23 protein-coding genes are annotated in these 22,225 nt (G+C 65.5%); 14 read left to right on the plus strand and 9 right to left on the minus strand.

Annotated elements, in window-relative coordinates:
* The first annotated feature begins 59 nt into the window (after positions 1–59).
* The 3 genes from OF829_RS09950 to tatC are packed head-to-tail and all read left to right on the plus strand — an operon-like array spanning position 60 to position 1,554.
* Positions 60–290 (plus strand): twin-arginine translocase TatA/TatE family subunit, encoded by a 231-nt coding sequence (locus tag OF829_RS09950; protein WP_264939856.1) that lies wholly within the window; start codon positions 60–62, stop codon positions 288–290.
* Positions 291–343: 53 nt separating this feature from the next.
* A complete protein-coding gene (tatB, locus tag OF829_RS09955; protein ID WP_264939857.1) occupies positions 344–787 on the plus strand; it encodes a Sec-independent protein translocase protein TatB in 444 nt (147 codons plus the stop codon).
* On the plus strand, positions 784–1,554 hold the full coding sequence (tatC, locus tag OF829_RS09960; protein WP_264939858.1) for a twin-arginine translocase subunit TatC: 771 nt from the start codon (positions 784–786) through the stop codon (positions 1,552–1,554). The genes tatB and tatC overlap by 4 nt, the downstream gene beginning before the upstream one ends.
* 36 nt (positions 1,555–1,590) lie before the next feature.
* Here the strand turns inward: tatC and OF829_RS09965 are convergent, their stop codons facing one another.
* Both OF829_RS09965 and OF829_RS09970 read right to left on the minus strand, forming a co-directional pair.
* Positions 1,591–1,725 carry an entericidin A/B family lipoprotein gene (locus OF829_RS09965; protein WP_264939859.1) on the minus strand — a complete coding sequence of 45 codons (135 nt, stop codon included), beginning with the start codon at positions 1,723–1,725 and terminating at the stop codon, positions 1,591–1,593.
* A gap of 84 nt (positions 1,726–1,809) precedes the next feature.
* Positions 1,810–2,037, minus strand: coding sequence for a hypothetical protein (locus tag OF829_RS09970; RefSeq protein ID WP_264939860.1), 228 nt, complete (start codon positions 2,035–2,037; stop codon positions 1,810–1,812).
* Between the two features lie 121 nt (positions 2,038–2,158).
* Here OF829_RS09970 and OF829_RS09975 point away from each other — a divergent pair, with 121 nt between their 5' ends.
* Positions 2,159–3,487 (plus strand): DUF418 domain-containing protein, encoded by a 1,329-nt coding sequence (locus OF829_RS09975; protein WP_264939861.1) that lies wholly within the window; start codon positions 2,159–2,161, stop codon positions 3,485–3,487.
* A gap of 251 nt (positions 3,488–3,738) precedes the next feature.
* On the plus strand, positions 3,739–4,767 hold the full coding sequence (locus tag OF829_RS09980; RefSeq protein ID WP_264939862.1) for an aspartate-semialdehyde dehydrogenase: 1,029 nt from the start codon (positions 3,739–3,741) through the stop codon (positions 4,765–4,767).
* Between the two features lie 141 nt (positions 4,768–4,908).
* On the opposite strand, the gene OF829_RS09985 is transcribed toward OF829_RS09980, so the two are convergent.
* The 3 genes from OF829_RS09985 to OF829_RS09995 are packed head-to-tail and all read right to left on the minus strand — an operon-like array spanning position 4,909 to position 7,994.
* Positions 4,909–6,501 (minus strand): DHA2 family efflux MFS transporter permease subunit, encoded by a 1,593-nt coding sequence (locus OF829_RS09985; protein WP_264939863.1) that lies wholly within the window; start codon positions 6,499–6,501, stop codon positions 4,909–4,911.
* A 1-nt stretch (position 6,502) separates the two neighbouring features.
* A complete protein-coding gene (locus tag OF829_RS09990; RefSeq protein WP_264939864.1) occupies positions 6,503–7,579 on the minus strand; it encodes an HlyD family secretion protein in 1,077 nt (358 codons plus the stop codon).
* Entirely contained in the window at positions 7,572–7,994 is a 423-nt protein-coding gene (locus OF829_RS09995) for a MarR family winged helix-turn-helix transcriptional regulator (RefSeq protein WP_264939865.1), read from the minus strand. The genes OF829_RS09990 and OF829_RS09995 overlap by 8 nt, the downstream gene beginning before the upstream one ends.
* A 113-nt stretch (positions 7,995–8,107) precedes the next feature.
* Between OF829_RS09995 and OF829_RS10000 the strand changes: the two genes are divergently transcribed.
* The 4 genes from OF829_RS10000 to OF829_RS10015 are packed head-to-tail and all read left to right on the plus strand — an operon-like array spanning position 8,108 to position 12,107.
* The gene (locus OF829_RS10000; protein ID WP_264939866.1) at positions 8,108–8,551 is read left to right on the plus strand and encodes a GFA family protein; all 444 of its coding nucleotides are present in this window, start codon (positions 8,108–8,110) and stop codon (positions 8,549–8,551) included.
* 8 nt (positions 8,552–8,559) lie between these two features.
* Positions 8,560–9,315 carry an alpha/beta fold hydrolase gene (locus tag OF829_RS10005; RefSeq protein ID WP_264939867.1) on the plus strand — a complete coding sequence of 252 codons (756 nt, stop codon included), beginning with the start codon at positions 8,560–8,562 and terminating at the stop codon, positions 9,313–9,315.
* A gap of 58 nt (positions 9,316–9,373) precedes the next feature.
* Complete coding sequence (locus OF829_RS10010; RefSeq protein WP_264939868.1) at positions 9,374–11,251, plus strand: M2 family metallopeptidase; 1,878 nt, start codon at positions 9,374–9,376, stop codon at positions 11,249–11,251.
* Between the two features lie 58 nt (positions 11,252–11,309).
* Positions 11,310–12,107 (plus strand): SIMPL domain-containing protein, encoded by a 798-nt coding sequence (locus OF829_RS10015; protein ID WP_264939869.1) that lies wholly within the window; start codon positions 11,310–11,312, stop codon positions 12,105–12,107.
* On the opposite strand, the gene OF829_RS10020 is transcribed toward OF829_RS10015, so the two are convergent.
* Positions 12,104–13,546, minus strand: coding sequence for an AMP nucleosidase (locus OF829_RS10020; protein WP_264939870.1), 1,443 nt, complete (start codon positions 13,544–13,546; stop codon positions 12,104–12,106). The two genes, OF829_RS10015 and OF829_RS10020, sit on opposite strands and share 4 nt — an antisense overlap.
* Before the next feature lie 285 nt (positions 13,547–13,831).
* On the opposite strand from OF829_RS10020, the gene OF829_RS10025 reads away from it, so the two are divergent.
* Positions 13,832–14,293 (plus strand): hypothetical protein, encoded by a 462-nt coding sequence (locus OF829_RS10025; RefSeq protein ID WP_264939871.1) that lies wholly within the window; start codon positions 13,832–13,834, stop codon positions 14,291–14,293.
* A gap of 153 nt (positions 14,294–14,446) precedes the next feature.
* Here OF829_RS10025 and OF829_RS10030 read toward each other — a convergent pair whose 3' ends face one another.
* The gene (locus OF829_RS10030) at positions 14,447–14,722 is read right to left on the minus strand and encodes a hypothetical protein (RefSeq protein WP_264939872.1); all 276 of its coding nucleotides are present in this window, start codon (positions 14,720–14,722) and stop codon (positions 14,447–14,449) included.
* A gap of 61 nt (positions 14,723–14,783) precedes the next feature.
* A complete protein-coding gene (locus OF829_RS10035; RefSeq protein WP_264939873.1) occupies positions 14,784–15,266 on the minus strand; it encodes a peroxiredoxin in 483 nt (160 codons plus the stop codon).
* Between the two features lie 98 nt (positions 15,267–15,364).
* Here OF829_RS10035 and OF829_RS10040 point away from each other — a divergent pair, with 98 nt between their 5' ends.
* Positions 15,365–15,925 carry a YqgE/AlgH family protein gene (locus tag OF829_RS10040; RefSeq protein WP_264939874.1) on the plus strand — a complete coding sequence of 187 codons (561 nt, stop codon included), beginning with the start codon at positions 15,365–15,367 and terminating at the stop codon, positions 15,923–15,925.
* A gap of 230 nt (positions 15,926–16,155) precedes the next feature.
* Complete coding sequence (locus OF829_RS10045; RefSeq protein WP_264939875.1) at positions 16,156–17,694, plus strand: TolB family protein; 1,539 nt, start codon at positions 16,156–16,158, stop codon at positions 17,692–17,694.
* 1 nt (position 17,695) lies between these two features.
* Here OF829_RS10045 and OF829_RS10050 read toward each other — a convergent pair whose 3' ends face one another.
* Complete coding sequence (locus OF829_RS10050; RefSeq protein WP_264939876.1) at positions 17,696–18,223, minus strand: WG repeat-containing protein; 528 nt, start codon at positions 18,221–18,223, stop codon at positions 17,696–17,698.
* A 70-nt stretch (positions 18,224–18,293) separates the two neighbouring features.
* Between OF829_RS10050 and OF829_RS10055 the strand changes: the two genes are divergently transcribed.
* Positions 18,294–20,072 carry a hypothetical protein gene (locus OF829_RS10055; RefSeq protein ID WP_264939877.1) on the plus strand — a complete coding sequence of 593 codons (1,779 nt, stop codon included), beginning with the start codon at positions 18,294–18,296 and terminating at the stop codon, positions 20,070–20,072.
* Between the two features lie 150 nt (positions 20,073–20,222).
* Positions 20,223–22,187, plus strand: a complete 1,965-nt coding sequence (locus OF829_RS10060; RefSeq protein WP_264939878.1) for a glycoside hydrolase family 55 protein — start codon at positions 20,223–20,225, stop codon at positions 22,185–22,187.
* Positions 22,188–22,225 lie beyond the last annotated feature (38 nt).

Genomic DNA, 22,225 nt, shown 5'->3' on the forward strand with positions numbered 1-22,225 from the left:
CGGGCGTTGCTGGAACGGGGTGCGAGCCTTACATAGGCGCGGAATCAAGGAGAGTTGTCATGGGTGCGTGGGGTATTGGCCATTGGTTGGTCGTCGGCGTGTTGGTGATCCTGCTGTTCGGCGGCGCGCGCTTTTCGAACATGATGGGCGACGTCGCCAAGGGCATCAAACAGTTCAAGAAGGGCATGGCCGAGGACGACGATGCTCCGCCTCCCTCGCGGATCGAAGGCAAGGCCGCGCCTGAGCCGGCCGTGGAGCATGAAGCCGAGCGCACCGCCGAAAAGCGCTGAGCCGGGATTGTAAGGCCCCGGTATCGAGCCGGGGCGAAATTTGGCGGTAATCGATGCTTGATTTCAATGCGCCCGAATTCCTGGTTGTCGCGATGGTCGCGCTACTGGTGATCGGGCCGAAAGACCTGCCCAAGGCATTGCGCTTTCTCGGCAAATGGGTGGGCAAGGCGCGCGGAGTCGCGCGCCAGTTTCGCACCGGCATCGATACGATGATCCGCGAATCCGAACTCGCGGACATGGAGAAGCAATGGGCTGCCGAGAATGAGCGGATCATGCGCCAGCATCCCCCCACGCCCGCGCTCGCCGCGCCCCAGCCGATGGCGTTGACCGATGACGCCGCCGATCCGGTGATGGTCGAACAGCTTGTGATCCATGCCGAGCCCGCCGAAGCGCCCGCGCCCAAGCCGCGCAAGCGCAAAGCCCCGAGCACCGGCGACACGCTTGAAGCGCCGAAGCCGGCGCCTGCCCGCAAGCCGCGCGCAAAGGCACAGTCATGAGGGACATCGACGATACCCAGGCGCCGCTGCTCGAGCATCTGATCGAGCTCAGGAGGCGGCTGCTGTGGTGCGTCGTGGCGCTGGCGGTGTCGTTCGCGGGCTCGCTCTACTTCGCGCGCCAGATTCTGGCGTTCCTGGTGGCCCCGCTCAAGGCCGCGGGGCAGGTGACGGTGATCAACACCGAGGTGTTCGGCGGCTTCGTCGTCGAGCTTAAGGTGGCATTCTTCGCGGCGATGATGATTTCCTTCCCCGTCGTCGCGAACCAGCTGTGGCAGTTCGTGGCGCCCGGGCTCTACCGGAAGGAAAAGAAGGCGCTGCTGCCTTTCCTGATGGCGACGCCGGTGCTGTTCCTCGCGGGCGCCTCGATGGCCTATTTCTTTGCCATTCCCGCGGCGGCGAAATGGCTGCTCGGCTTTCAGGGCGACCTGGGCGGCGTGACGCAGCAAGCCCTGCCGGATCTCAACAAATATCTCGGCTTCGCGATGCAGTTCATCTTCGGGTTCGGCATCTCGTTCCTGCTGCCGATCCTGCTGATGCTCCTCGAACATGCCGGGATCGTCACCTATGAGCAGCTCAAGGGCGCGTGGCGCTATGCGATCGTGGCGGCGTTCGGACTCGCGGCGGTGCTGACGCCGCCCGATATCGGCTCGCAGCTGCTGCTCGCCTTCCCGCTGTGCGGGCTCTATTTCCTGTCGCTGGTCTGGATCTGGTTCACGCGCCGACGGCGGAACAAGCTGGCGGCGGCTGCCGAGGCTGCCGCCGAATAACCCCTCCCACGCAAGGGCGGGGAGGGGCTATTTCGATTATTTATGGTCGTTCGCGGCGTTGGCGACAGTGTCGCCCGCCGAGGCCACGTCGCGGCCGACGCCCTCGACGGTGTTGCAGGCCGAGGCCAGCAGCGCGCAGCTCATCGCGGCAAGGGTGATCATCTTACGCATCGGAATTCTCCATACAGGCCGTGAAACGGTCGGCTGAGAAATGCCCGGGCCCGCCAAATCGTTCCGCCCGCGCGCCGGCGAAGCTCAGCCGCTCGCGGCGTCCGGCGCGAGGTCGTTCGGGATTTGGAGCCGCTCGCAGGCGGCCGCGTACATCTGCAGTGACGAGGCCTTGGCGGACTGGAGGTCGGCGAGCCGAGCCTGCGACGTCGCCGTCTCCTGGGCGATCTGATCGTCCAGATCCGCGATCTCCTCCTTGGTGACGCTGAGCGTGTTCTCGTAGAATATCTTCTGCTGGTCGGTGAGCGGCGGCATGGCGGTCCCCTTGGTTGTGCCGTCGATTGTAGCGCGAGATCGAGATGGATACACTGGGGTGAGTCAGTTGCGTTCTGGGGATATGGCGGCCGGCGGTGCCGGCATCGTGAAGGGGGCGGCAATGAACGAAGTGGCAGCGGACGGGATTCGGCTCGCGCCGGTGACGGGCAAGGCGCGGATCGATGTGCTCGATATGCTGCGCGGGATCGCGATCCTCGGCATCTTCTTCATGAACATCCCCTTCATGGGCGCCCAGCTGCAAAAGGTGTTCATCGCGCCGCAGACGATCGGCTGGTCGCCCGCGGATTCGGCGAGCTGGATGACGGTGCAGGTGCTGCTCGAGGGCACCCAGCGCGGGCTGCTCGAGCTGCTGTTCGGCGCGGGGATGATGGTGCTCACCCGCGCGGCGATGAGCCCGGACGGGCCGGTCGCGGTCGCCGATCTCTATTTCCGGCGCAATTTGTGGCTGCTCTTCTTCGGGCTGGTCGATGTCTTCGTCCTGCTCTGGGCGGGCGATATCCTTCACATCTATGCGCTGGCGGCCTTCTTCCTCTTCCCGTTCCGCAAGCTGGCGGCGAAGTGGCTGCTCGTGCTGGGGCTGGGCTTTGCGCTGTTCAGCGCGGCGCAGGGCGGGATCAAGTTCGCCGAGCGCGCCGATCTGATGAGCCGTGCCGAGACGGTGATGGCGAAGCAGGCGGGCGGCGCCAAGCTGAGCAAGGACGAGACCAAGACGCTCACCGACTGGCAAAAGGCGGTCGACAACCGCGCGGGCAGGAACGACGAGTTCAAGGAGATCAAGGAGCAGGAGGACAAGGGGCATGCCGGCGGCTTCGTGCCCTATGTGCTGTACAATATCGGATCGTGGCTGTTTTTCGTGGTCCAGAGCCTGCCGATCAACATCGCCGAGGCCTTCTGCACGATGCTGATCGGCATCGCTTTGTGGAAATGGCAGGTGATCCAGGGCGGGCGATCGGGACGCTTCTATCTGATCCTGATGCTCGCCTGCTACGCCTTCGCGCTGCCGCTGCGCTATGTCGCGGGGCTCGAACAGCAATCGATGGTGCCGGCGCCGCGGACGATGTGGATCACGCTGGAGTTCGCGCGTGTGGCGACGGCGGTCGGGCATGTCGCGCTGGTCAACTGGGCGGTCAAATCGGGGCTGGGCAGGGCGATCTTCGCGCCGTTCAAGGCGGCGGGGCGGACGGCCTTCTCGCTCTATTTCATGCAGCAGTTCATTGGCCTGTGGATCCTGTTCGCGCCCTGGGGGCCGGGGTTGTGGGGCAAGCTCAGCTGGACGGGGCTCTACGGGGTGGTGCTCGTCGTGCTGGCATTGCAGCTGGTGGTGGCGAACCTCTGGGTGAAGGCCTTCGCGATGGGCCCGCTCGAATGGCTGTGGCGCAGCCTCTCCTATGTGAAGCGCCAGCCGTTTCGCAGGCCAGTAGCCGGCTGAACCCCAGCTTCACCGCAGCAAAAGAAGTTCTGCGCTATCGTTCCCGCAACATTGCTGCTAGGGGCGCGGTCATGTTTCGAAAACGGCCCATTATCACCACCGGCACGCGAACTAGCCGCTAAGGCTCGTCGCGCGTCGGGACTTGCCGCCGAAGCACCGAGGGGAGCATCGCCTCCCTTATATTCTCACTGAAAAATGACTATGTGGCCGCCGAACCGCTTCGGTGGTCATGACCCAGGAAAGGGACTGCAATGGGTTACCGTGTCGTGGTCGCTGGCGCCACCGGCAATGTCGGGCGCGAAGTGCTGAACATCCTCGCCGAGCGCGAGTTTCCGATCGACGATCTGGCGGTGCTCGCCAGCTCGCGCTCGACCGGCGACATGGCCGATTATGGTGAGACCGGGAAACAATATCGCGTCCAGAATATCGAGCATTTCGATCCCAGGGGCTGGGACATGGCGATCTTCGCGATCGGTTCGGAAGGTTCGAAGCTGCACGCCCCGCGCTTCGCCGCGGCGGGCTGCACGGTGATCGACAACGCCTCGCTCTACCGCATGGACCCGGACGTGCCGCTGATCGTGCCTGAGGTGAACCCGCAGGCGATCGACGGCTATCTGAAGCGCAACATCATCGCGAACCCCAATTGCTCGACCGCTCAGATGGTGGTGGCGCTCAAGCCCCTGCACGACGCCGCGAAGATCAAGCGCGTCGTCGTCGCGACCTATCAGTCGGTGTCGGGCGCGGGCAAGGCCGGGATGGACGAGCTGTTCCAGCAGAGCCGCAACATCTTCGTCGGCGACCCCGCCGAGCCGCACAAGTTCACCAAGCAGATCGCGTTCAACGTGATCCCGCACATCGACAGCTTCCTCGAGGACGGATCGACCAAGGAGGAGTGGAAGATGGTGGTCGAGACCAAGAAGATCCTCGACCCGAAGATCAAGGTGACCGCGACCTGCGTGCGCGTGCCGGTGTTCGTCGGCCATTCGGAAGCGATCAATATCGAGTTCGAGAACGAGATTTCGGCCGAGCAGGCGAAGAACATTCTGCGCGAGGCGCCCGGCGTCATGCTGATCGATAAGCATGAGGATGGCGGCTATGTGACGCCGGTCGAATGCGTCGGCGAATATGCGACCTTCATCAGCCGTGTCCGCGAGGATTCGACAGTGGATAACGGGCTGAGCCTGTGGTGCGTTTCGGACAATCTCCGCAAGGGCGCCGCGCTCAACGCCGTGCAGATCGCCGAGCTGCTCGGGCGGCGGCATCTGAAGAAGGCGGCTTGAGTCCCTCCCTCCTAGGGAGAGGCTAGGGGTGGGTTCGAAAAGGCCGGGGCTCGACGCCCCCGCCTTTTCTATTTTCGACCGCTCGCTTTGCTCGCTACCCACCCCCAGCTTCCCCCTAAGAGGGAGGGGAGTAAGAAGGGACTAATGCCCCGCCGCGCCCGGATCGGCCTTGGGCGCGGGGCCCTTGGGTCGCCGCAGGAACACCACAAGCGGCACCGACAGTGCCGTCACGATCGTCATCGCCCAGAAATCGTTGAGATAGGCGATCATCGCCGCCTGGCGGTTGATCTCCATATTGGCCATCGCCATCACCGCATCGGCGCTGCCGCCGAACATCGAAAGCATCGCCGGATCGATCGTGTCGAGGCGCTGCGCGGTGATGTTGGGCACCAGGTCCGCATGGCTGGTCTGGATGCCGCGCGCGAGCAGCGTGGTGACGATCGAGATCCCCACCGACGCGCCGATATTGCGCGAGAGGTTCATAAGGCTCGATCCTTCGGTGCGCTGATGCGGCCCGAGCGTCGCGAAGGCCATGCCCTGGAGCGGCATGAACACGAAACCGAGGCCAAGGCCCTGGATCAGCCCCGAGACGATGAAGGGCCAGCTGTCCATCATCAGCGTCCAGTGCGTCATCTCCCACAGCGACACCGCCGCGATGGCGAGCCCGCTGCCGACCAGCCAGCGCGGATCGACGCCGCGCTGCACGAGCTGGGCCGAGACCGCCATGGTGATCACCACGCCCACGCCGCGCGGCATGAGCAGCAGCCCGGTCTGCATCACGCTGTAGCCATAGAGCGACTGGAGCATCGCGGGGAGCAGCGCCATCGTCGCCATCATGACCACGCCGATCACCGCCATGAAGGCGATTGCGGTCACGAGGTTGCGGTTCTTCCACAGCTCGCGCTCGAACATCGGGCGCTTGCCGGTGAACATATGGATGGTGAACATCCACAGCGCGATCGCGGCGACCAGCGCCTCGATCCAGATCTCGGTCGATCCGAACCAGTCCTCGCCCTGGCCGCGGTCGAACATCAGCTGGAGCGCGGCGACACCCACCGACAGCAACGAGAAGCCGAACAGGTCGAAGCTGCGCTTGCGGATCGGGCGCGAGGGCAGGAGGAACCACAGGATGGCGAAGCAGATCAGGCCCAGCGGCAGGTTGACGTAGAAGACCCAGCGCCAGTTGAAATTGTCAGTCAGCCAGCCGCCGATCACCGGGCCCATGATCGGGCCGACCATGATCCCCATGCCCCAGATCGCCATCGCCTTGGCCTGGCGCTCGGGCGGGTTGATGTCGAGCATCACCGTCTGGCTCAAGGGGTTCATGAAGGCGGCCGAGACGCCCTGGAGCAGGCGGAAGGCCACCATCTCCTCGAGATTCTGGGCCATGCCGCACAGCGCCGAGGCGAGGATGAAGCCCCCGGTCGAAAGCAGGAACAGGTTGCGCGATCCCAGCCGGTCCGAAAGCCAGCCGGTGATCGGGATCGCGATCGCCGAAGCGACGATATAGCTGGTCAGCACCCAGGTGATCGTATCCGCGGTCGCGCCCAGCGCGGTTGTCATGTGCGGCAGCGCGACATTGGCGATCGTCGTGTCGAGGATCTGCATGATCGTCGCGAGCATGACCCCGAGGGTCAGCAGCCCGCGCTGCCTGACCGGGAGCGCGGCGACGCCGGGCGCCGGCGGGGCAGGGGGCGCCGCCGCCGGTGCCCGCGCGGGGGCTGCGGTCGCCATATTACTGGACGTCCACTGTCACCGAGGCCGAGAGGCCGGCGATCATCGGGCGCGGGCTGGTTTCGTCGCATTCGATGCGGACGGGCACGCGCTGCGTCACCTTGACCCAATTGCCGTTGGCGTTCTGGGCCGGGAGCACCGAATTCTCCGATCCCGTCAGCGCGCCGACCGAGGCGACATGGCATTTCAGCTTGAGCCCCGGATAGGCGTCGAAAGTCACCCAGGCACGCTGGCCGACGCGCATCTTGTTGAGATCGGTTTCCTTGAAATTGGCCTCGATCCACGCCGGGCGGCCGCCGACGATGGTGACTGCAGGAAGGCCGGTCATCATCATCTGGCCGACCTGGAGCCGGTCCGCCTGGCTGACGGTGCCGCTGGTCGGTGCGCGGATGATGGTGCGCGCGAGGTTCCACAGCGCCTGCTCGCGCTGGACGCGGGCGGCGGCGATCGCGGGGTTCTCACCGGGGACGGCCGATCCGGTGGCGAGCTTCGAGCGCGCCTCGGCGGCATCGGCCTGGGCGCGGGCAATCGCGGCGCGGGCCTGCTCGACGCCGTGCTGCGCCTGTTCGAGGCGCGCGCGTGTCGTGAAGCCGCGCTTCATCAGCTCGGACTGGCGGGCATAATCCTGCTGCGCGGCGGAGAGCTGGTCCTGCGCGGCCTGGATGTTGGCGCTGGTGCCCTGATAGCTCGACTGGAGCGTGGCATATTGCACCTGCGCGTTCGCAATCGCGGCATCGGCCTGCATCACCTGCATGCGATAGGGATCCGAATCGATGGTGAAGAGGACATCGCCGGCCTTCACCGCCTGGTTCTCCCTGACCGCGACGGTGGCGATCCGCCCGGTGACCTCGGCCGCGACCGAGACCTTGTCCTGCTGGACGTAAGCATTGTCGGTCGAGACCGTGCGGCCCGAATTGAGCCAGAACCAGCCGACGATCGAGAGGATGATCAGCGGCACGCCGAACATCAGCAGCGGGCGCAGCCAGTTGCGCTTGGCCTTGGGCGCAGCGGTTTCTTCGGCAATGGGCGCGATTTCGATCTCGCCGGTCTTTTCGATCTTGGAGTCCACGTCAGCCATTTGCGGCCTCATTACTTTCATTGCCAATAGTTAGATTCGATCGCATCACGCCGAGTGTCTCGATCAGTTCCTCGCGCTGGCGATTGCTCAGTCCCTGGAGCAGCTCTTCGATCATCGTCGCAGCGGTGATGTGCAGCTCGGCGAGGACGGGACGGGCCTTGTCGGTCAGGTAGATCTGCCAGGCGCGGCGGTCGCCGGGATCGCGGCGGCGCTCGACCAGCCCCGATTCCTCGAGCCGGTCGATCATGCGGCACGCGGTGATCGGCTCAACTTCGAGCATTTCGGCGAGCTGGCCCTGGTTGATGCCCTCGCGCCGCTCGAGGATCTTGAGCGTGCGCCACTGCGTGCCGGTCGCGCCCGTGGTGCGCGCGCGCTCATCGAAGCGGCGGCGCATCAGGCGCGTGACATCAGCCATCAGGAATCCGAGATTTTCGACCATGGGCGCGCATATAATAAGCATAGTTATAGATTGCAACGCGCAACTGGCTTGCGTTGAACGCCGACGCGGTTGCGGCTAGAGAAAGCGTCATGAGCGAGACGATGACCGGCGGATGCCAGTGCGGGCGCGTGCGATACCGCGTCCTGATCCACAATGACGACGCCTATCTGTGCCATTGCCGCATGTGCCAGCGCGCGACCGGCGGGGTCTCTATCGCGTTCAAGAACGTCAAGAAGGCCGACGTCACCTGGGAGCGCGAGCCCGAACACTATGCCTCGTCGCCGATCGCGAGCCGGGGCTTCTGTTCGGCCTGCGGAACGCCGCTGACCTTCGCCTTCCCCGACAGCCCGAACATGGACCTGACCGTGGGCAGCTTCGACGCGCCCGAGCGCTTCGTGCCGACCAGCCATTTCGGGGTCGAGAGCATCCATGAGGCGTGGCAGCATACCGACGATCTTCCGCGCACGCGCTGCGACGAGCATGCGCCGCTCAACGATCGCTGGATCAAGGCGACCGGCGCGGTGCCGGAGTAAGGCGCGGCGTGACTGAGCACACCACGCATCGCTTCCAGAGCTTCGATGGCGTCGAGCTTGCCTGGCACGAGCTGGGTGAGGGAAGGCCGGTGGTGCTGATCCACGGCTATTTCTCGAACGCCTGGACCAACTGGATCCGCTACGGCCATGCCGCGAAGGTCGCGGCGGCGGGCTTCCGCGTGATCATGCCCGATCTGCGTGCGCATGGCGAAAGCGCCAAGCCGCACGATCCGGCGGCCTATCCCCCCGACGTGCTGATGCGCGACGGGATGGCGCTGATCGCGCATCTGGGGCTCACCGATTACGATCTGGGCGGCTATTCGCTGGGCGGGCGGACGGTGGTGCGGATGCTCGCTCATGGCGCGGCGCCGCGCCGCGTGGTGATCGCGGGCATGGGGCTGCAGGGGCTGATCGATACGCAGGGGCGCGGCGACTATTTCCGGCGCGTGCTCACCCATCTCGGCAGTTTCGTGCGCGGATCGAGCGAGTGGATGACCGAGGCCTTCCTCAACACCACCAAGGGCGACCCGGTGGCACTGCTCCACATCCTCGACACGTTCGTCGATACGCCGCGCGAGGCGGTGGCGGCGATCGGCCAGCCGGTGCTGGTGGTCTCGGGCGTCGAGGACGACGATAACGGCCCCGCGCGCGAGCTCGCCGATCTGCTCCCCGACGGGCATCTGGCCGAGATTCCGGGCAACCATATGAGCGCGGTGATCAAGCCCGAGCTGGGGCAGGCGATCGCGGATTTCCTGGGCGCTTGACGGCGCGCGGGGGCGCGATCAGTGTCCGCGCCATCCTGCCATTTTCGAGGCCGCAATCATGATCCGCAGAGGCATTTCCTATCTGGCGCTCGCCGCGCTGGCCGTGAGTCCCGCCGTCCCCTCCGTCGCCGCGCCGGGCGGCCATCCGGTCCCGCAGCGCACCCCCGCGCCGCACCATTCGGTCACCCCGCAGCGCGAGCCGACCGTGGCCGAGGCCGACGCCTTCGTCGCGCGCGCCGAGAAGGAATTCTACGCCTTCAACCTCGAGGCGAACCGCGTCGCCTGGATCCAGAACACCTATATTACCGACGACAGCAACTATCTCGCCAGCGCCTATGGCGCGCGCGGCACCGAGATGGCGGTGCGCTTCGCGATCGAGGCGGCACGCTATCAGAAGATGAAGGGCCTGTCGTTCGACACGAGGCGCAAGCTCGACATTCTCCGCAGCGCGATCACGCTCCCCGCGCCGACCCGCGGCGGCGCTGCCGCCGAACTCTCGGACATTTCGACCAAGCTGGGCGCGGAATATGGCACCGGCAAGGGAACGCTGCGCGGCAAGCCGATCAACGGCAGCGACATCGAGGCCGAGATGGGCACCAACCGCAACCCGGCCGAACTGCAGGAGATGTGGGTCAGCTGGCACGACAATGTCGGTGCGCCGATGCGCGGCGATTTCGCCAAGATGGTGAGCATCGCCAATGAGGGCGCGGTCGAGCTGGGCTTCAGCGATACCGGGTCGATGTGGCGATCGGGCTATGACATGCCGCCCGAGGAATTCGCCAAGCTGACCGACAAATTATGGGAAGAGGTGCGCCCGCTCTACGAGGCGCTCCACACCTATGTCCGCAACAAGCTCAACGAGAAATACGGGTCGAACGTGCAGCCGGCGAGCGGCCCGATCCGCGCCGACCTGCTTGGAAACATGTGGGCCCAGGAATGGGGCAATATCTACGATATCGTCGCCCCGCCGGGATCGGGCGATCTGGGCTACGATATCGGCGACCTGCTCAAGGCCAAGAATTACGATCATCTCAAGATGGTGAAAACGGGCGAGAATTTCTATTCCTCGCTCGGTTTCGCGCCGCTCCCCGATACCTTCTGGACGCGCTCGCAATTCGTGAAGCCGGCGGACCGCGAGGTCGTGTGCCACGCCTCGGCCTGGGACCTCGACGACCAGGACGATCTGCGCATCAAGATGTGCATCAAGGTGAACAGCGACGATTTCGTCACGATCCACCACGAGCTGGGCCACAATTATTATCAGCGCGCGTACAAGGGGCAGAGCCTGCTCTACCGCAACGGCGCCAATGACGGCTTCCATGAGGCGATCGGCGATTTCGTCGCGCTGTCGATCACGCCGGATTATCTGGTCCAGATCGGCCTGCTCGACCAGTCGAAGGTGCCGAGCCCCGACAAGGACACCGGGCTGCTGCTCCGCCAGGCAATGGACAAGGTCGCCTTCCTGCCCTTCGGCCTGCTGGTCGACAAATGGCGCTGGCAGGTCTTTTCGGGCCAGATCAAGCCAGATCATTATGAAAGCGCGTGGAACGCGATGCGGCTTCAATATCAGGGCATCGTGCCCCCGGTGCCGCGCGACGAGACGCGCTTCGATCCGGGCGCGAAATATCATGTCGCGAACAGCGTGCCCTATACGCGCTACTTCCTCGCGCGGCTGCTCCAGTTCCAGTTCTACAAGGCGGCATGCGACCAGGCCGGGTGGAAGGGGCCGCTCCACCGCTGCTCCTTCTTCGGCAACAAGGAAGTCGGTGCGCGGCTCAACGCGATGCTGGCGATGGGCCAGTCCAAGCCCTGGCCCGACGCGCTCGAGGCATTCACCGGCACGCGCGAGATTTCGGGCGCGGCGCTGATGGAATATTTCGCGCCGCTCAAGAAATGGCTCGACGAGCAGAACGCCGGCAAGCCCAAGGGCTGGTAAGTCCAAGACTTTCCCCCGGGTTCGCGGTAGGCTGGCCGCGAATCCGGGGAGGAAGACCATGATTATCCGTTTGATGGCGCTGCTCGCGCTGCTGCTGCCCGTCGCCGCGTTCGCGCAGGTCGCGCCGCGTCATACTTCGGTCGAGATCGTCGCGAACGGCGAAGTCGATATCCCCGCCACTGCCTTTCTGGTAAAGCTCGACTGGTCCGCCAAGGGCGAGGACGAGGCTGCGGCGCTCAAGGCGCAGGACGAGCAGCAGGCGACCGTCCGCAAGACGCTGGAAGCGCTGGGCGTGCCCGCCGACGCGATCACGATCACGCCCGGAACGGTGAGCACCGGTCCAGACTACGGTTCCTTCGACGTGATGACCAACGCGACGGTGGTGGAGTTGCCCACCACCGAAGATGCGAACATGATCGACGACTATGCACTGGCGCAGGTCGCCAGCGCCAGTGACACCGCGATCGTTCGCCTGACCTCGCTGCCACAGGTAGTGGACGTTCAGAAGGCGCTCGCCGGGATCGGCGTGAGGACCAGCGGGATCACCCCGTTGCTCGACGACAATGACGGCGCGCGCCGCCAGGCCAAGGCCAAGGCGCTTGCGGCCGCGCGCGGCGATGCCGAGGGCTATGCGACCGTGCTGGGGATGCGCGTCGGCCGCGTGATCCGGATCAGCGAGGCGGGCAACGGGCTGTTGCTGCCGGGCTTCCAGGACAAGTTCCAGCGGATGCTCACGAGCGGACCCGAGGCGATGCGGAACATGTTCGGCGCCGAGATCAAGCCGGGCTTCGTCCATGTCGAAGCCACGATCATCGTCGAGTTCGAACTCGTGCCGGCGGGTTCCAGACGGCCCTAGCGGAACGGGGGCTCGTTGAACGCTCTGAGCTTGCGGCTGTGCAGGCGCGCGCCCTCGCGGCGGAGTTCCTCGCAGGTCTCGATGCCGATCTTGAGGTGCTCGGCGATCGCGCGCTCGTAGAAGCGGTTGGCCTGGCCGGGGAGCTTGAGTTCGCCGTGCAGCGGCTTGTCCGAGACGCACAGCAGGGTGCCGTAGGGGACCCTGAAGCGGTATCCCTGCGCGGCGAGCGTGGCGCTCTCCATATCGACCCCGACCGCGCGGCTCAGCGAGAAGCGTAACGCCGACTGGGAATAGCGCAGCTCCCAGTTGCGGTCGTCGGTGGTGACGATCGTGCCCGTGCGCAGCCGCGACTTGAGTTCGTCGCCCGACTGGCCCGAGACGGTCTCGGCGGCGCGGGCGAGCGCCAGCTGGACTTCGGCGATCGCCGGGATCGGAATCTCGGGCGGCAGGACATCGTCCATGATGTGATCGTCGCGCAGATAGGCGTGCGCGAGGACATAGTCGCCGATCCGCTGGCTGGGGCGCAGCCCGCCGCAATGGCCGATCATCAGCCACGCCTCGGGCCGCAGCACCGCGAGGTGATCGGTGATCGTCTTGGCGTTCGAAGGGCCCACACCGATATTGACGAGCGTGATGCCGGTGCCGCCTGGCGCGATCAGGTGATAGGCGGGCATCTGGTGCCGCCGCCAGGCCGAGCTGTCGTTGAGCAGCCGGTCGAAATCGTCGCCCGACTCGACATAGATGCCGCCCGCGCCCGAGACCGCGGTGAAGCGGCTGCCCTCCGCCCCCAGCTGAGCGACCGCATAGTGGATGAACTCATCGACATAGCGGTGATAGTTGGTGAACAGGATATATTGCTGGAAATGTTCGACCGGCGTGCCGGTGTAATGGCGCAGGCGCGCGAGGCTGAAATCGGTGCGCAGGCCGTCGAACAGCGCCAGCGGGCGGGTGTCGTCGATCGACTTCCAGGTTCCGTCGGCGATCTCGTCGCCGATATGGGCGAGTTCGGTCGCGGGGAAATGGCGGCCCAGCTCGGTCGTCGTGACCTGATCGAGGCTCATCACATGGCTCGGCTCGAGCACGTAGGGGAAGGGGATCTCCTGATCGCCCGGCTGGGCATAGACCTCGACGTCATAGTCTTCGATCAGGAAGGTCAGCTGCTCGGTCAGATAGTCGGCGAACATCGCCGGCTTGGTGACGGAGATGCGGTATTCGCCTGCATCGACCAGCCGGCCGAACGATCGGCGCGGCGCGGGGCGATCTTCGCCGCCGCGATAGATGATGCGGATTTCGGGATAGGCGAAGGAGCCGTCCTTGCGGCTCTGCGGATCGGGCGGCGTGCCGTCGGCGAGGTAGCGGGTGAGCGCGGCCTGGAGCCGATCGACCGAGGCACAATAGAGCTGGTCGAGTTCTGCGACGATGTCGGATGCTTGAATCATCTTCTGCGGCTAAGCCGCAAAGGTGACGCTGGCAAGACCACAGAAAGCCCTCCCCTTCAGGGGCGCCGGGGCGTCTCAGTCTCACCGAGACCATTCCGCGCCTCGGAAAAGCTAGAGCAGATCACTCATGGCGGCGCCTCCTCGTGCCACCATTGAGTCAATCAATCGCCTTCACCGCAAGCAATTCAATAGGTCCGGGCCCCATCATAATTGCCAACCCACCCCTTCCGTGACAGATTTCCGTCGGGGCGCGGAAACACCACGCCCCGCAGGGGGAGGGACGAGATGAAGCGACTGGCATCCTTGGCATTGGTCACCGCGGGAATTGCGATTGGCTACGCCGCTTCGGGCGTGCTGCCTGCCTCCTCGCGAGCCGCCGAGCCCGCCAACACCGCGCGCGTGAAGACCGCCTGTGCATGGCCGGCAGAGATCGACGCGGTGAAGGCCGCGCCCGCGAACCACAAGGTCCTCCTCGAGAACGAGCGGGTCCGCGTCCTTGAGGTCACGGTGCAACCCGGTGAGCGCGAGCCGGTCCACGCGCATTGCAATCCGAGCGCTATGTATATCATGCAGGCGGGGCCGTATCGGGACTATGACGGCAAGGGCAAAATCCTGTCCGACGTCGGCGATGCGCCGCCATCCTCAGTTTATCCGGTCGCTGTCTGGCGTCAGCCCGAGCCGCCCCATTCCGTCGAAAACCTCGATACCAAGCCGTTGCGCTTGCTGCGCGTCGAGCTGAAAGATTGACTCTCGAATGTGGTGACGGCCGAAGGCGGGCGAGTAAGAGCGGCGCGGGCCTAAGCGCGGCGGCCTCGGACCCGGTGGCGCTAGCGTTCGCGGGTCCGCGAGGATAGGCCCACCCCAACCCCTCCCCTGAAGGGGAGGGGCTAAGATGCGAAGCTAGCCGTTGCCTTTGTCGCCTTCGTCGTCGTTGCCGACGAGCTGGCTGATGCCGTAAGCGGCGCCGGCAACCGCCGCAGCGGCGCCAGCCGCGATCGCGGCGGCCGCCACCGGGTGCTCCTTGGCGGCGTCGACGGTATTTTCGATCGCGTCGCCGATCGCTTCCTGCGCCTGGCCGAGCAGGTCCGATGCCTGTTCGAAGAGGGACTTGCTGCCGGGCTCGGCGGTCGGCGCGGTGGCGGGGGGCGTGTCGTTGGCGGGGGTTTCGATCGTCATGACAATTTCCCTTCGTGGATCGTGAAGCTCAACTCCGGCCCGGCGGGCCCGGTTCCTTGGTTCAGAGCGACTCGAGCATATGTTCCGCCGAACTGACGCGGAATTCGCCCGGTCCCTCGATATTCAGCTGCTCTACCACGCCGTCGTTGATCACCATCGAGAAGCGCTGACCGCGCGTGCCCATGCCGAACTTGCTGAAATCGGCGTCGAGCCCGATCGCCTTGGGGAAATCGCCATTGCCGTCGGCGAGCAGCGTGACCTTGTCGCCCACCTCCGAGGCGGCACCCCAAGCCTTCATCACGAAGAAGTCGTTGGCGGCGGTGCAGGCGATCTCATCGATTCCCTTGGCCCTGATCTCGTCGGCCTTCTCGACAAAGCCCGGCAGATGCTTGGCCGAGCAGGTCGGGGTGAAGGCGCCCGGCACCGAGAAGAGCGCCACACGGCGGCCCGCGAAATAGGCGTCCGACTCGACCGGCTGGGGCCCCTCCGCGGTCACCTTGACGAAATTGGTGCTGGGAACGCGGTCGCCGATCTGGATGGTCATTCGAATCTCTCCTGCATGGGTCTCAGCCTCAATCGGGACGCGGGCAGTGATTTTCAAGCGTGGCGGAGCCGAAACGGGCCCGATATGTTGTGAGCTGCATGGAGTCGCCCGCATACCTCACCGGACAGTTCCTGCTCGCGATGCCGGGGATCGGAGATCCGCGCTTCGAGCATGCCGTGATCGCGATGTGCGCGCATGACGGCGAGGGCGCGCTGGGCATCGGCATCGGCGAGACGATCGACGGGCTGGGGCTCCACGATCTGCTGCGGCAATTCGATATCGATCCGGGTGAAGCGCCCGACGTGCCGGTGCATTTCGGGGGGCCGGTCGAGCCGCGCCGCGGCTTCGTGGTGCATTCGACCGACTGGGGCGGGCAGGACACGATCGACGTCGCTGGGCGCTGGGCGCTCTCCGGCACAATCGACGTGCTGCGCGCGATCGCGGAGGGGAAGGGCCCGAGCCGCTGGCTGGTTGCGCTCGGCTATGCCGGTTGGGGCGAGGGGCAGCTCGACGAGGAACTGACGCGGCACGGCTGGTTCAACACCGCCGCGCATACCGGGCTGCTCTACGATGTGGCGGCGGACGATCGCTGGGTGAAGGGCTTCGCGGCGGCGGGGATCGATCCGCGGATGCTGGCGAGCAGCACCGGGACAGCTTGAGTAATCCTCCCCCGGAGGGGGAGGTGGCAGGCGCAGCCTGACGGAGGGGTATTATCCACGGGCGATATCGCTTGTGGAGACTACCCCTCCACCGCCTTCGGCGGTTCCCCCTCCCCCTCCGGGGGAGGATATACGACCATATGCCGCTCGATTCTTGTCTAAGTTAGCGCTACCATCTCTCTGACAACGCCGGACAGAAGAGTCGGCGACATCGCGAGAGGGGACCTGAGATGAAGCGCATTCGCTTGCTTGCCTGTGGGTTGCTGCTGGCCGCCACGCCCGCCGCGGCGCAGACCGCCGCCGCGCCCAAGAGCCCGTTCGACGGCGGGCAGGATATCGGCGAGGTCGCCTTCCCGGGCAGCGCGGTGATGGACTCACAGGGCCGCTTCGCGGTCACCGCCAGCGGCGCCAATATCTGGGGCACCAAGGACGCCTTCTACTACACCTGGACGCGGCGTTCGGGCGATCTCCACATCTCGGCCGATTTCAGCTGGGTGGGGCAGGGCACCGATCCGCACCGCAAGGGCGGGCTGATGATCCGCCAGAACCTCACCCCCGGATCTCCCTATGCCGATGTGATGGTGCATGGCGACGGGATGGTCTCGCTCCAGTACCGCGTGGCGCAGGACGGGCCGACCTGGCAGATCATCTCCGCGACCTGGCATCCCAAGGCGATCCGGCTCGAGCGCGAGGGCGATTTCGTCTATTTCTCGGTCGCGGGCGCGGATGGGGTGTTCCACCATGCCGGGGGAAGCTTCCGCATCGCTTTCCAGGCGCCCTATTATGTCGGGCTGGCGCTCTCGGCGCATAACAACACGGTCAAGGAGACCGGAACCTTCTCGAACGTCCAGCTGACGGTGCCCAGCCTCGCCTATGTGCCCGACACCGGCTATCCGGCGAAGGTCGAGAGCACGCTCGAGGTGATCGATGTGGGCGGCGTCCAGAGCCGCCGCGTCGTCCGCCAGTTCGAGGGCAAGATCGAGGCGCCCAACTGGTCGCGCGACGGCAAGTCACTGGTCTACAATGCGAACGGCCGCATCTGGCGCATCGATGTCGAGGGCAAGACCGAGCCGGTGGCGATCAACACCGGGCCCAACGTCAAGAACAACAACGATCACGGCATCTCGCCCGACGGGCAGAGCCTGGTGATCTCCGACCAGAGCGAGCCCGACAATCTCAGCCGCATCTTCATGCTGCCGCTCGCGGGCGCGGACAAGCCGCGCACGATGGTGAGCGACCCCGATGCGCGCTCCTATTGGCATGGCTGGACGCCCGACGGGAAGACGCTCGCCTATGTGCGCGTGGGGACCAAGGACGACAGCTACGACATCTGGACGGTCGACGTCGCGACCGGGCAGCGCAAGCCGCTGATCGTCGGACCGGGGACCGATGACGGACCCGAATATTCGCCTGACGGCAAATACATCTATTTCAACTCGACCCGCACCGGCGCGATGCAGATCTGGCGGGCCAATGCCGATGGCAGCAATCCGGTCCAGCTCACCAGCGACCCGAACATGCGCGACTGGTTCCCGCATCTCTCGCCCGACGGGAAGTGGATCGTGTTCGTCTCGTTCGGGCTCGATATCGCGCTGACCGATCATCCGCCCAACCGCAGCGACGTGGCGATCCGGATGATGCCTGCCGACGGCAGCGCGCCGCCGGTGGTCCTCACCCGGCTCTTCGGCGGGCAGGGGACGATCAACGTGCCCAGCTGGTCGCCCGACGGGAAATCGGTGGCGTTCGTGAGCTACCGGCTGGTCCGCTAGCTCAGTCGCAGACCTTGTAGCCTGTCTCGGTCCGGCGGGGGCGGATCTCGCGCCCGCTGGGGTCGATGCACGCCCAGCTGCCGCCGGCATAGTAGCTGTGCTCGCCATCGGTCTCGCGCGTGCAGCCGAAACAGACGACCGCGCGGCCCTTCTCGAACGGAAAGGCGCCGTCATAGATGCGCGGGAGGACGAGGCGGAGGCGGCGATCGACATAGCCGATCTTGCCGTCGGCCTCCGAGCGGGCGCGGTTCGAATGGAACTCGTCGGCCCAATTCTCGAAGGTCATCACCGGCTGCGAGACGCCGTCGCGGCGGACATAATACCAGTGACCGCCGATATTCACGTCGCTCAGGCCGTGCTTGAAGGCGAAGTCGCGAAGGCGCTCCGGATTGAATGAGACCATACCAGCCTGCCGGGCACAATCGGGGGCCGTGACCAGCTCGCGCCGGCTGCGCGAATTGTAGGTGCATTCGAGGTCATACCCCCCGGCTTGCACGGGCGCGGCGAGCAGGAGGAGGGCGGCGAGCATGGCGCAGACTATCATCCGCGCCAGCTGAACGCACGGTTGCTTGTATGCGCGCGGAGGCTAGGCTTGCCCGATGCGAACAACCTCCCGCCGTACCCTGATCGGCGCCGCTGCCGCGGCTGCCGCGACTCCTGCTTTCGCCGCCGCTCAGGGCGCCGCCAGCGACGAAGACAGCGGAAACGTCCAGACCTTCCCCAACCGCAACGCCGCCGCCCGCGCACGGATCGCGGCGGGGACCAGCGCGGTGCTCTGCGCCGGCTTTGCGCGCGCCGGGGATCGCGGACAGGCGCTCTATGCGCGCGTTGCCGCCGAGCCCGGACATACCGCCAAGTTCCGCTCGGCGGATGGCGGCTGGTGGGAGCTGGCGGAGAACCGGCTCAACCCCTTCATGTTCGGCGCCAGGGCGAAATCGAGGGTCGATGACAGCGGCGCGATCCAGGCGATGTTCGACTATATGGAGGCCAAAGGCGATCCCTATCCGGTCGGCTTCATGGGCGCGCGCTACTATCTGGCGAAGGGCGTGAGGCTGCCCAGCGTCCCGCCCTTCGTCGCGCTCGATATCGATGGGGGCGGCGCGACGCTCTTCAGCGACCAGCCGATCACGATCTTCAGCCGCATCCCCGCCAATCAGGACGCGGCGATGCGGGCGATCAACGGCTCGCATTACGACATCCACCATTTCCAGTTCCAGGGCGACGGCCTGGACGGGCAGGTGGGACTACATCTCGGCGCCACCTATGGCAATGTCGTGCGCAACTGCCTGTTCGCGCGGCTCGCCTATGGCTCGATTGGCAGCTTTTGCCTGGGCAGCGCGTGGCGCGACAATCTCTATCACCTTTGCCACAAGCGCGCGGCGGTGGTGCAGACCGGCACCGGCTATGATTCGGGCCCGATCTGGCCCGGCGCGGTCGAGACCAATTCGGCGAGCAACGTCACCGTTTTCGAGAATTGCCGCGTGTTCGGCCACCCCAGGCAAGTCTCGGCCTTCGGCATTTTCGGGTCGGACGCGGTGCGGATCAACGGCTGCATCTCGGAAGGGCATGGCGCCAATATCGACGTGCAGTTCGACTATCAGGGCGCAGGAACGGTCAAGCAGTTCCATATCGACATGTTCCACTGCGAAGCCCCCAACGGAAAGCTCAACTTCAAGATCCGGGCATCGGGCAAGGTGTGGATCGAGCGGATCATCCGCAGCTACCCGGCCGCGCTCCTCGACATGCAGGGATCGGTCAATTGCGAGGTGATCGTGCGCGGGCTGGCTTGGCTGGGCGAGCTGCCCGCGGCGCGCGCGGACGGGCCCAATCCCAAGGGGCGCTGGTTCTATGGCGCCGGCGGCAACGGCTTCGGCGCCGCGACCGAGCGCTGGGGATCGGGCGGGACGAGCTTCCGCTTCGAGGATTGCGTGGAGGACGCCTGGAAGCAGATCCGTGATCCCGAGCGCTGGGAGGGCGGGAAGCTGCCCGAAATGGTCTATGTCCGCGGCAATCAGGCCCGCAACGAGGGGGTGCTGGAATGGTCGAACGCGCCGATCACCTTCGCCTCGCCGATCGGCTTCGGCGATGGAAGCCGTCTCGCGGGCGTGCTGGCCGGAACGGTGACGGCGAAGACCGCGCTCGTCCCCGCCAATGCGAGCGTGGACGAGACCTTCGAGGTGCCGGGGCTGAACGCCTTGCTCCATTCGCTGGCGCTCAACCCGCAATATGGCGGGCACGCCCCGCCGCCGGGGATAGTGTGGAACGCCTATATCGAGCGTGACGGCGCGATGACGCTGCGGCTCACCAACGTGACCGCCAAGCCGATCGCGCTGACCCCGGGGGCGATCTGGAGCTACGCCGCGCCGCGCCGGGGATAGCCCGATCGCGCCGATTGCAATGTAGGATTTCGCCTGCCACCCCATGATTCGCCGTTCCCCGCGGCGGATGGGATCGGGGATCTGACATTGATGAAACCGGCGGGGCCTTTTCCCGAAAGGGCCTTGCCATGCCTTGCGAAGGAACAAATCATGAACTTATCTCAATTCACGCTCGACGCCGTGCCGGCGAACGCCAAATTGTACGTCTATCTGACCGGCACCACGACGGCTGCGACCTATTATACCGACGCGGCCGGCACCACCGCGGGCAGCAACCCGCAAAGCGCCGGCGTCGCGGGTATGTTCGCGCCGATCTATCTCGATCCGTCGATCACCTATCGCATCAAGGTGACCGATAGTGCGGGTACGACGACGCTGTACGACATCGATCCGGTCCGCGTGTACGACGAAGGCACCGCCGATGGCGTGCTGGTGATCCGCAGCCGCGATGCGGCGAAGAAGCGCACCGCGCCGGAGACGGTCACGGCGATCTACACCACGGGCTACGCCGCCACCGGCGATCGCGGCCAGGCACTGTACAAGCGCGTCGCTTCGGTGCCGTCGCACAATGGCTGGCTGCGCACCGCCGAAGGCACCTATTGGGAGCTGAGCGAGAATATCCTCAACCCCTTCATGTTCGGCGCGAAGGGCGACAATTCGACCAACGACAGCGCCGCGATCCAGGCGATGTTCGACTTCGTCACCGCGAAGGGCACGCCCTATCCGGTCAACTTCATGGGCGCGAAATATTATGTCCATGACCCGCTGCTGCTGCCCAAGGTGTCGGTCTTCACCCAGATGGACATCGACGGCGCCGGCGCGACGCTGCGCACCGACCAGGCGATCACGATCCTCGGCTGTCCGCCGCTTGCGACCCAGTCGGCCGCGGACGTCGCGATCGGCCAGAATGCCTTCGACATCCACAACATCAATTTCGAGGGCAATCAGACCACGGGGCAGGTCGGCCTGCACCTGATGGCGACCTATACCTCGGTCGTCCGGTCCTGTTATTTCGCCAATCTGGATTATGGCTCGATCGGCACCTTCTGCATCGCCAGCGCGTGGCGCGACAACCGCTATTTCTACTGCGTGAAGCGCGCCGCGGTGATCCAGGCGGCCGACTCCTTCCTGACCGGCTCGCTGCTGTGGACCAGCGCGACGGTCAGCGGATCGGGTTGCAATGTCAGCGTCTTCGACAATTGCCGCGTGTTCGGCCATCCCTCGCAGGATTCGGCGTTCGGCATCTTCGGTTCCGACGCGGTGCGGATGAGCGGCTGCATTTCCGAAGGCGCGGGCGCCAAGTACGACCTGCACTTCGACTATCAGGGCGCGACCACGATCAAGCAGTTCCATGTCCACATGTTCCATGCCGAGGCGCCGAGCTCGAAGCTCAACTTCAAGATCCGCGCCACCGGCCAGGTGGTGATCGACACGCTGTGGACCCAATATCCCGCCGCCATCTACGACGCCAAGGACTCGGTGAACTGCGACATCCTGATCAAGGGCATCAATTATCTCGGCAATCCGCCGGTACCGGGCGGCACCTACAATGCGGTCACCAACCCCAATCCGTACGGCCGCTGGTTCTATCATGCGGGGGGCAACGGCTATGGCGCGGCGACCGAGGGCAGCGGATCGAGCGGCATCACCTGGCGCTTCGAGGACTGCTATGGCAGCGCCTATGTCCAGTTCAGCGATCCCGCCAAATGGGAAGGCGGGGTGCTGCCGGTCGTGCTCAACGTTCGCGGTGCGCTGGCCTCGAACGGCGGCGTGGGCGAATATTCGAACGCGCCGATCAAGGTGAACGGCGAGCTGTACCTGAAGGACGGCACCAAGATCCTGGGCCTGCAGCAGGGCATCGTCTCATCGACCACGACCAGCATCGCGGCCAATTCGAGCGTGACCGAGGTCTTCGCGGTCACCGGCATCAAGTGGAACAAGCAGTCGGTGATCGTCCACCCCTATAACAGCGCCGTGCCGCCGGCGGGGATCGTGTGGCAGGCCTGGATCGAGGGCGACGACGAGTTCCGGATGCGTTTCACCAACGTCACCGGATCGACGCTGTCGCTGACCAGCGGGGCGAACTGGCGCTATTGCGCGCCGCGTTACGCCTGATTTTCGCAGGACTATCGGAAGGGGCCGTGGCGGAAACG

The organism is Sphingomonas caeni (genome assembly GCF_026013415.1).
Taxonomy (GTDB): Bacteria; Pseudomonadota; Alphaproteobacteria; order Sphingomonadales; family Sphingomonadaceae; genus Sphingomonas; species Sphingomonas caeni.

Coding starts and splice junctions, on each gene's coding strand:
- OF829_RS09990 (WP_264939864.1), bottom strand. CDS start 7,579: ATGGCTGACGTGGACTCCAAGATCGAAAAGACCGGCGAGATCGAAATC.
- OF829_RS09995 (WP_264939865.1), bottom strand. CDS start 7,994: ATGGCTGATGTCACGCGCCTGATGCGCCGCCGCTTCGATGAGCGCGCG.
- OF829_RS09975 (WP_264939861.1), top strand. CDS start 2,159: ATGAACGAAGTGGCAGCGGACGGGATTCGGCTCGCGCCGGTGACGGGC.
- OF829_RS10015 (WP_264939869.1), top strand. CDS start 11,310: ATGATTATCCGTTTGATGGCGCTGCTCGCGCTGCTGCTGCCCGTCGCC.
- OF829_RS09950 (WP_264939856.1), top strand. CDS start 60: ATGGGTGCGTGGGGTATTGGCCATTGGTTGGTCGTCGGCGTGTTGGTG.
- OF829_RS10060 (WP_264939878.1), top strand. CDS start 20,223: ATGAACTTATCTCAATTCACGCTCGACGCCGTGCCGGCGAACGCCAAA.
- OF829_RS10020 (WP_264939870.1), bottom strand. CDS start 13,546: ATGATTCAAGCATCCGACATCGTCGCAGAACTCGACCAGCTCTATTGT.
- OF829_RS10045 (WP_264939875.1), top strand. CDS start 16,156: ATGAAGCGCATTCGCTTGCTTGCCTGTGGGTTGCTGCTGGCCGCCACG.
- OF829_RS10000 (WP_264939866.1), top strand. CDS start 8,108: ATGAGCGAGACGATGACCGGCGGATGCCAGTGCGGGCGCGTGCGATAC.
- tatB (WP_264939857.1), top strand. CDS start 344: ATGCTTGATTTCAATGCGCCCGAATTCCTGGTTGTCGCGATGGTCGCG.
- OF829_RS09970 (WP_264939860.1), bottom strand. CDS start 2,037: ATGCCGCCGCTCACCGACCAGCAGAAGATATTCTACGAGAACACGCTC.
- OF829_RS10035 (WP_264939873.1), bottom strand. CDS start 15,266: ATGACCATCCAGATCGGCGACCGCGTTCCCAGCACCAATTTCGTCAAG.
- tatC (WP_264939858.1), top strand. CDS start 784: ATGAGGGACATCGACGATACCCAGGCGCCGCTGCTCGAGCATCTGATC.
- OF829_RS10010 (WP_264939868.1), top strand. CDS start 9,374: ATGATCCGCAGAGGCATTTCCTATCTGGCGCTCGCCGCGCTGGCCGTG.
- OF829_RS09965 (WP_264939859.1), bottom strand. CDS start 1,725: ATGCGTAAGATGATCACCCTTGCCGCGATGAGCTGCGCGCTGCTGGCC.
- OF829_RS10030 (WP_264939872.1), bottom strand. CDS start 14,722: ATGACGATCGAAACCCCCGCCAACGACACGCCCCCCGCCACCGCGCCG.
- OF829_RS09985 (WP_264939863.1), bottom strand. CDS start 6,501: ATGGCGACCGCAGCCCCCGCGCGGGCACCGGCGGCGGCGCCCCCTGCC.
- OF829_RS10040 (WP_264939874.1), top strand. CDS start 15,365: ATGGAGTCGCCCGCATACCTCACCGGACAGTTCCTGCTCGCGATGCCG.
- OF829_RS09980 (WP_264939862.1), top strand. CDS start 3,739: ATGGGTTACCGTGTCGTGGTCGCTGGCGCCACCGGCAATGTCGGGCGC.
- OF829_RS10050 (WP_264939876.1), bottom strand. CDS start 18,223: ATGCTCGCCGCCCTCCTCCTGCTCGCCGCGCCCGTGCAAGCCGGGGGG.
- OF829_RS10025 (WP_264939871.1), top strand. CDS start 13,832: ATGAAGCGACTGGCATCCTTGGCATTGGTCACCGCGGGAATTGCGATT.
- OF829_RS10055 (WP_264939877.1), top strand. CDS start 18,294: ATGCGAACAACCTCCCGCCGTACCCTGATCGGCGCCGCTGCCGCGGCT.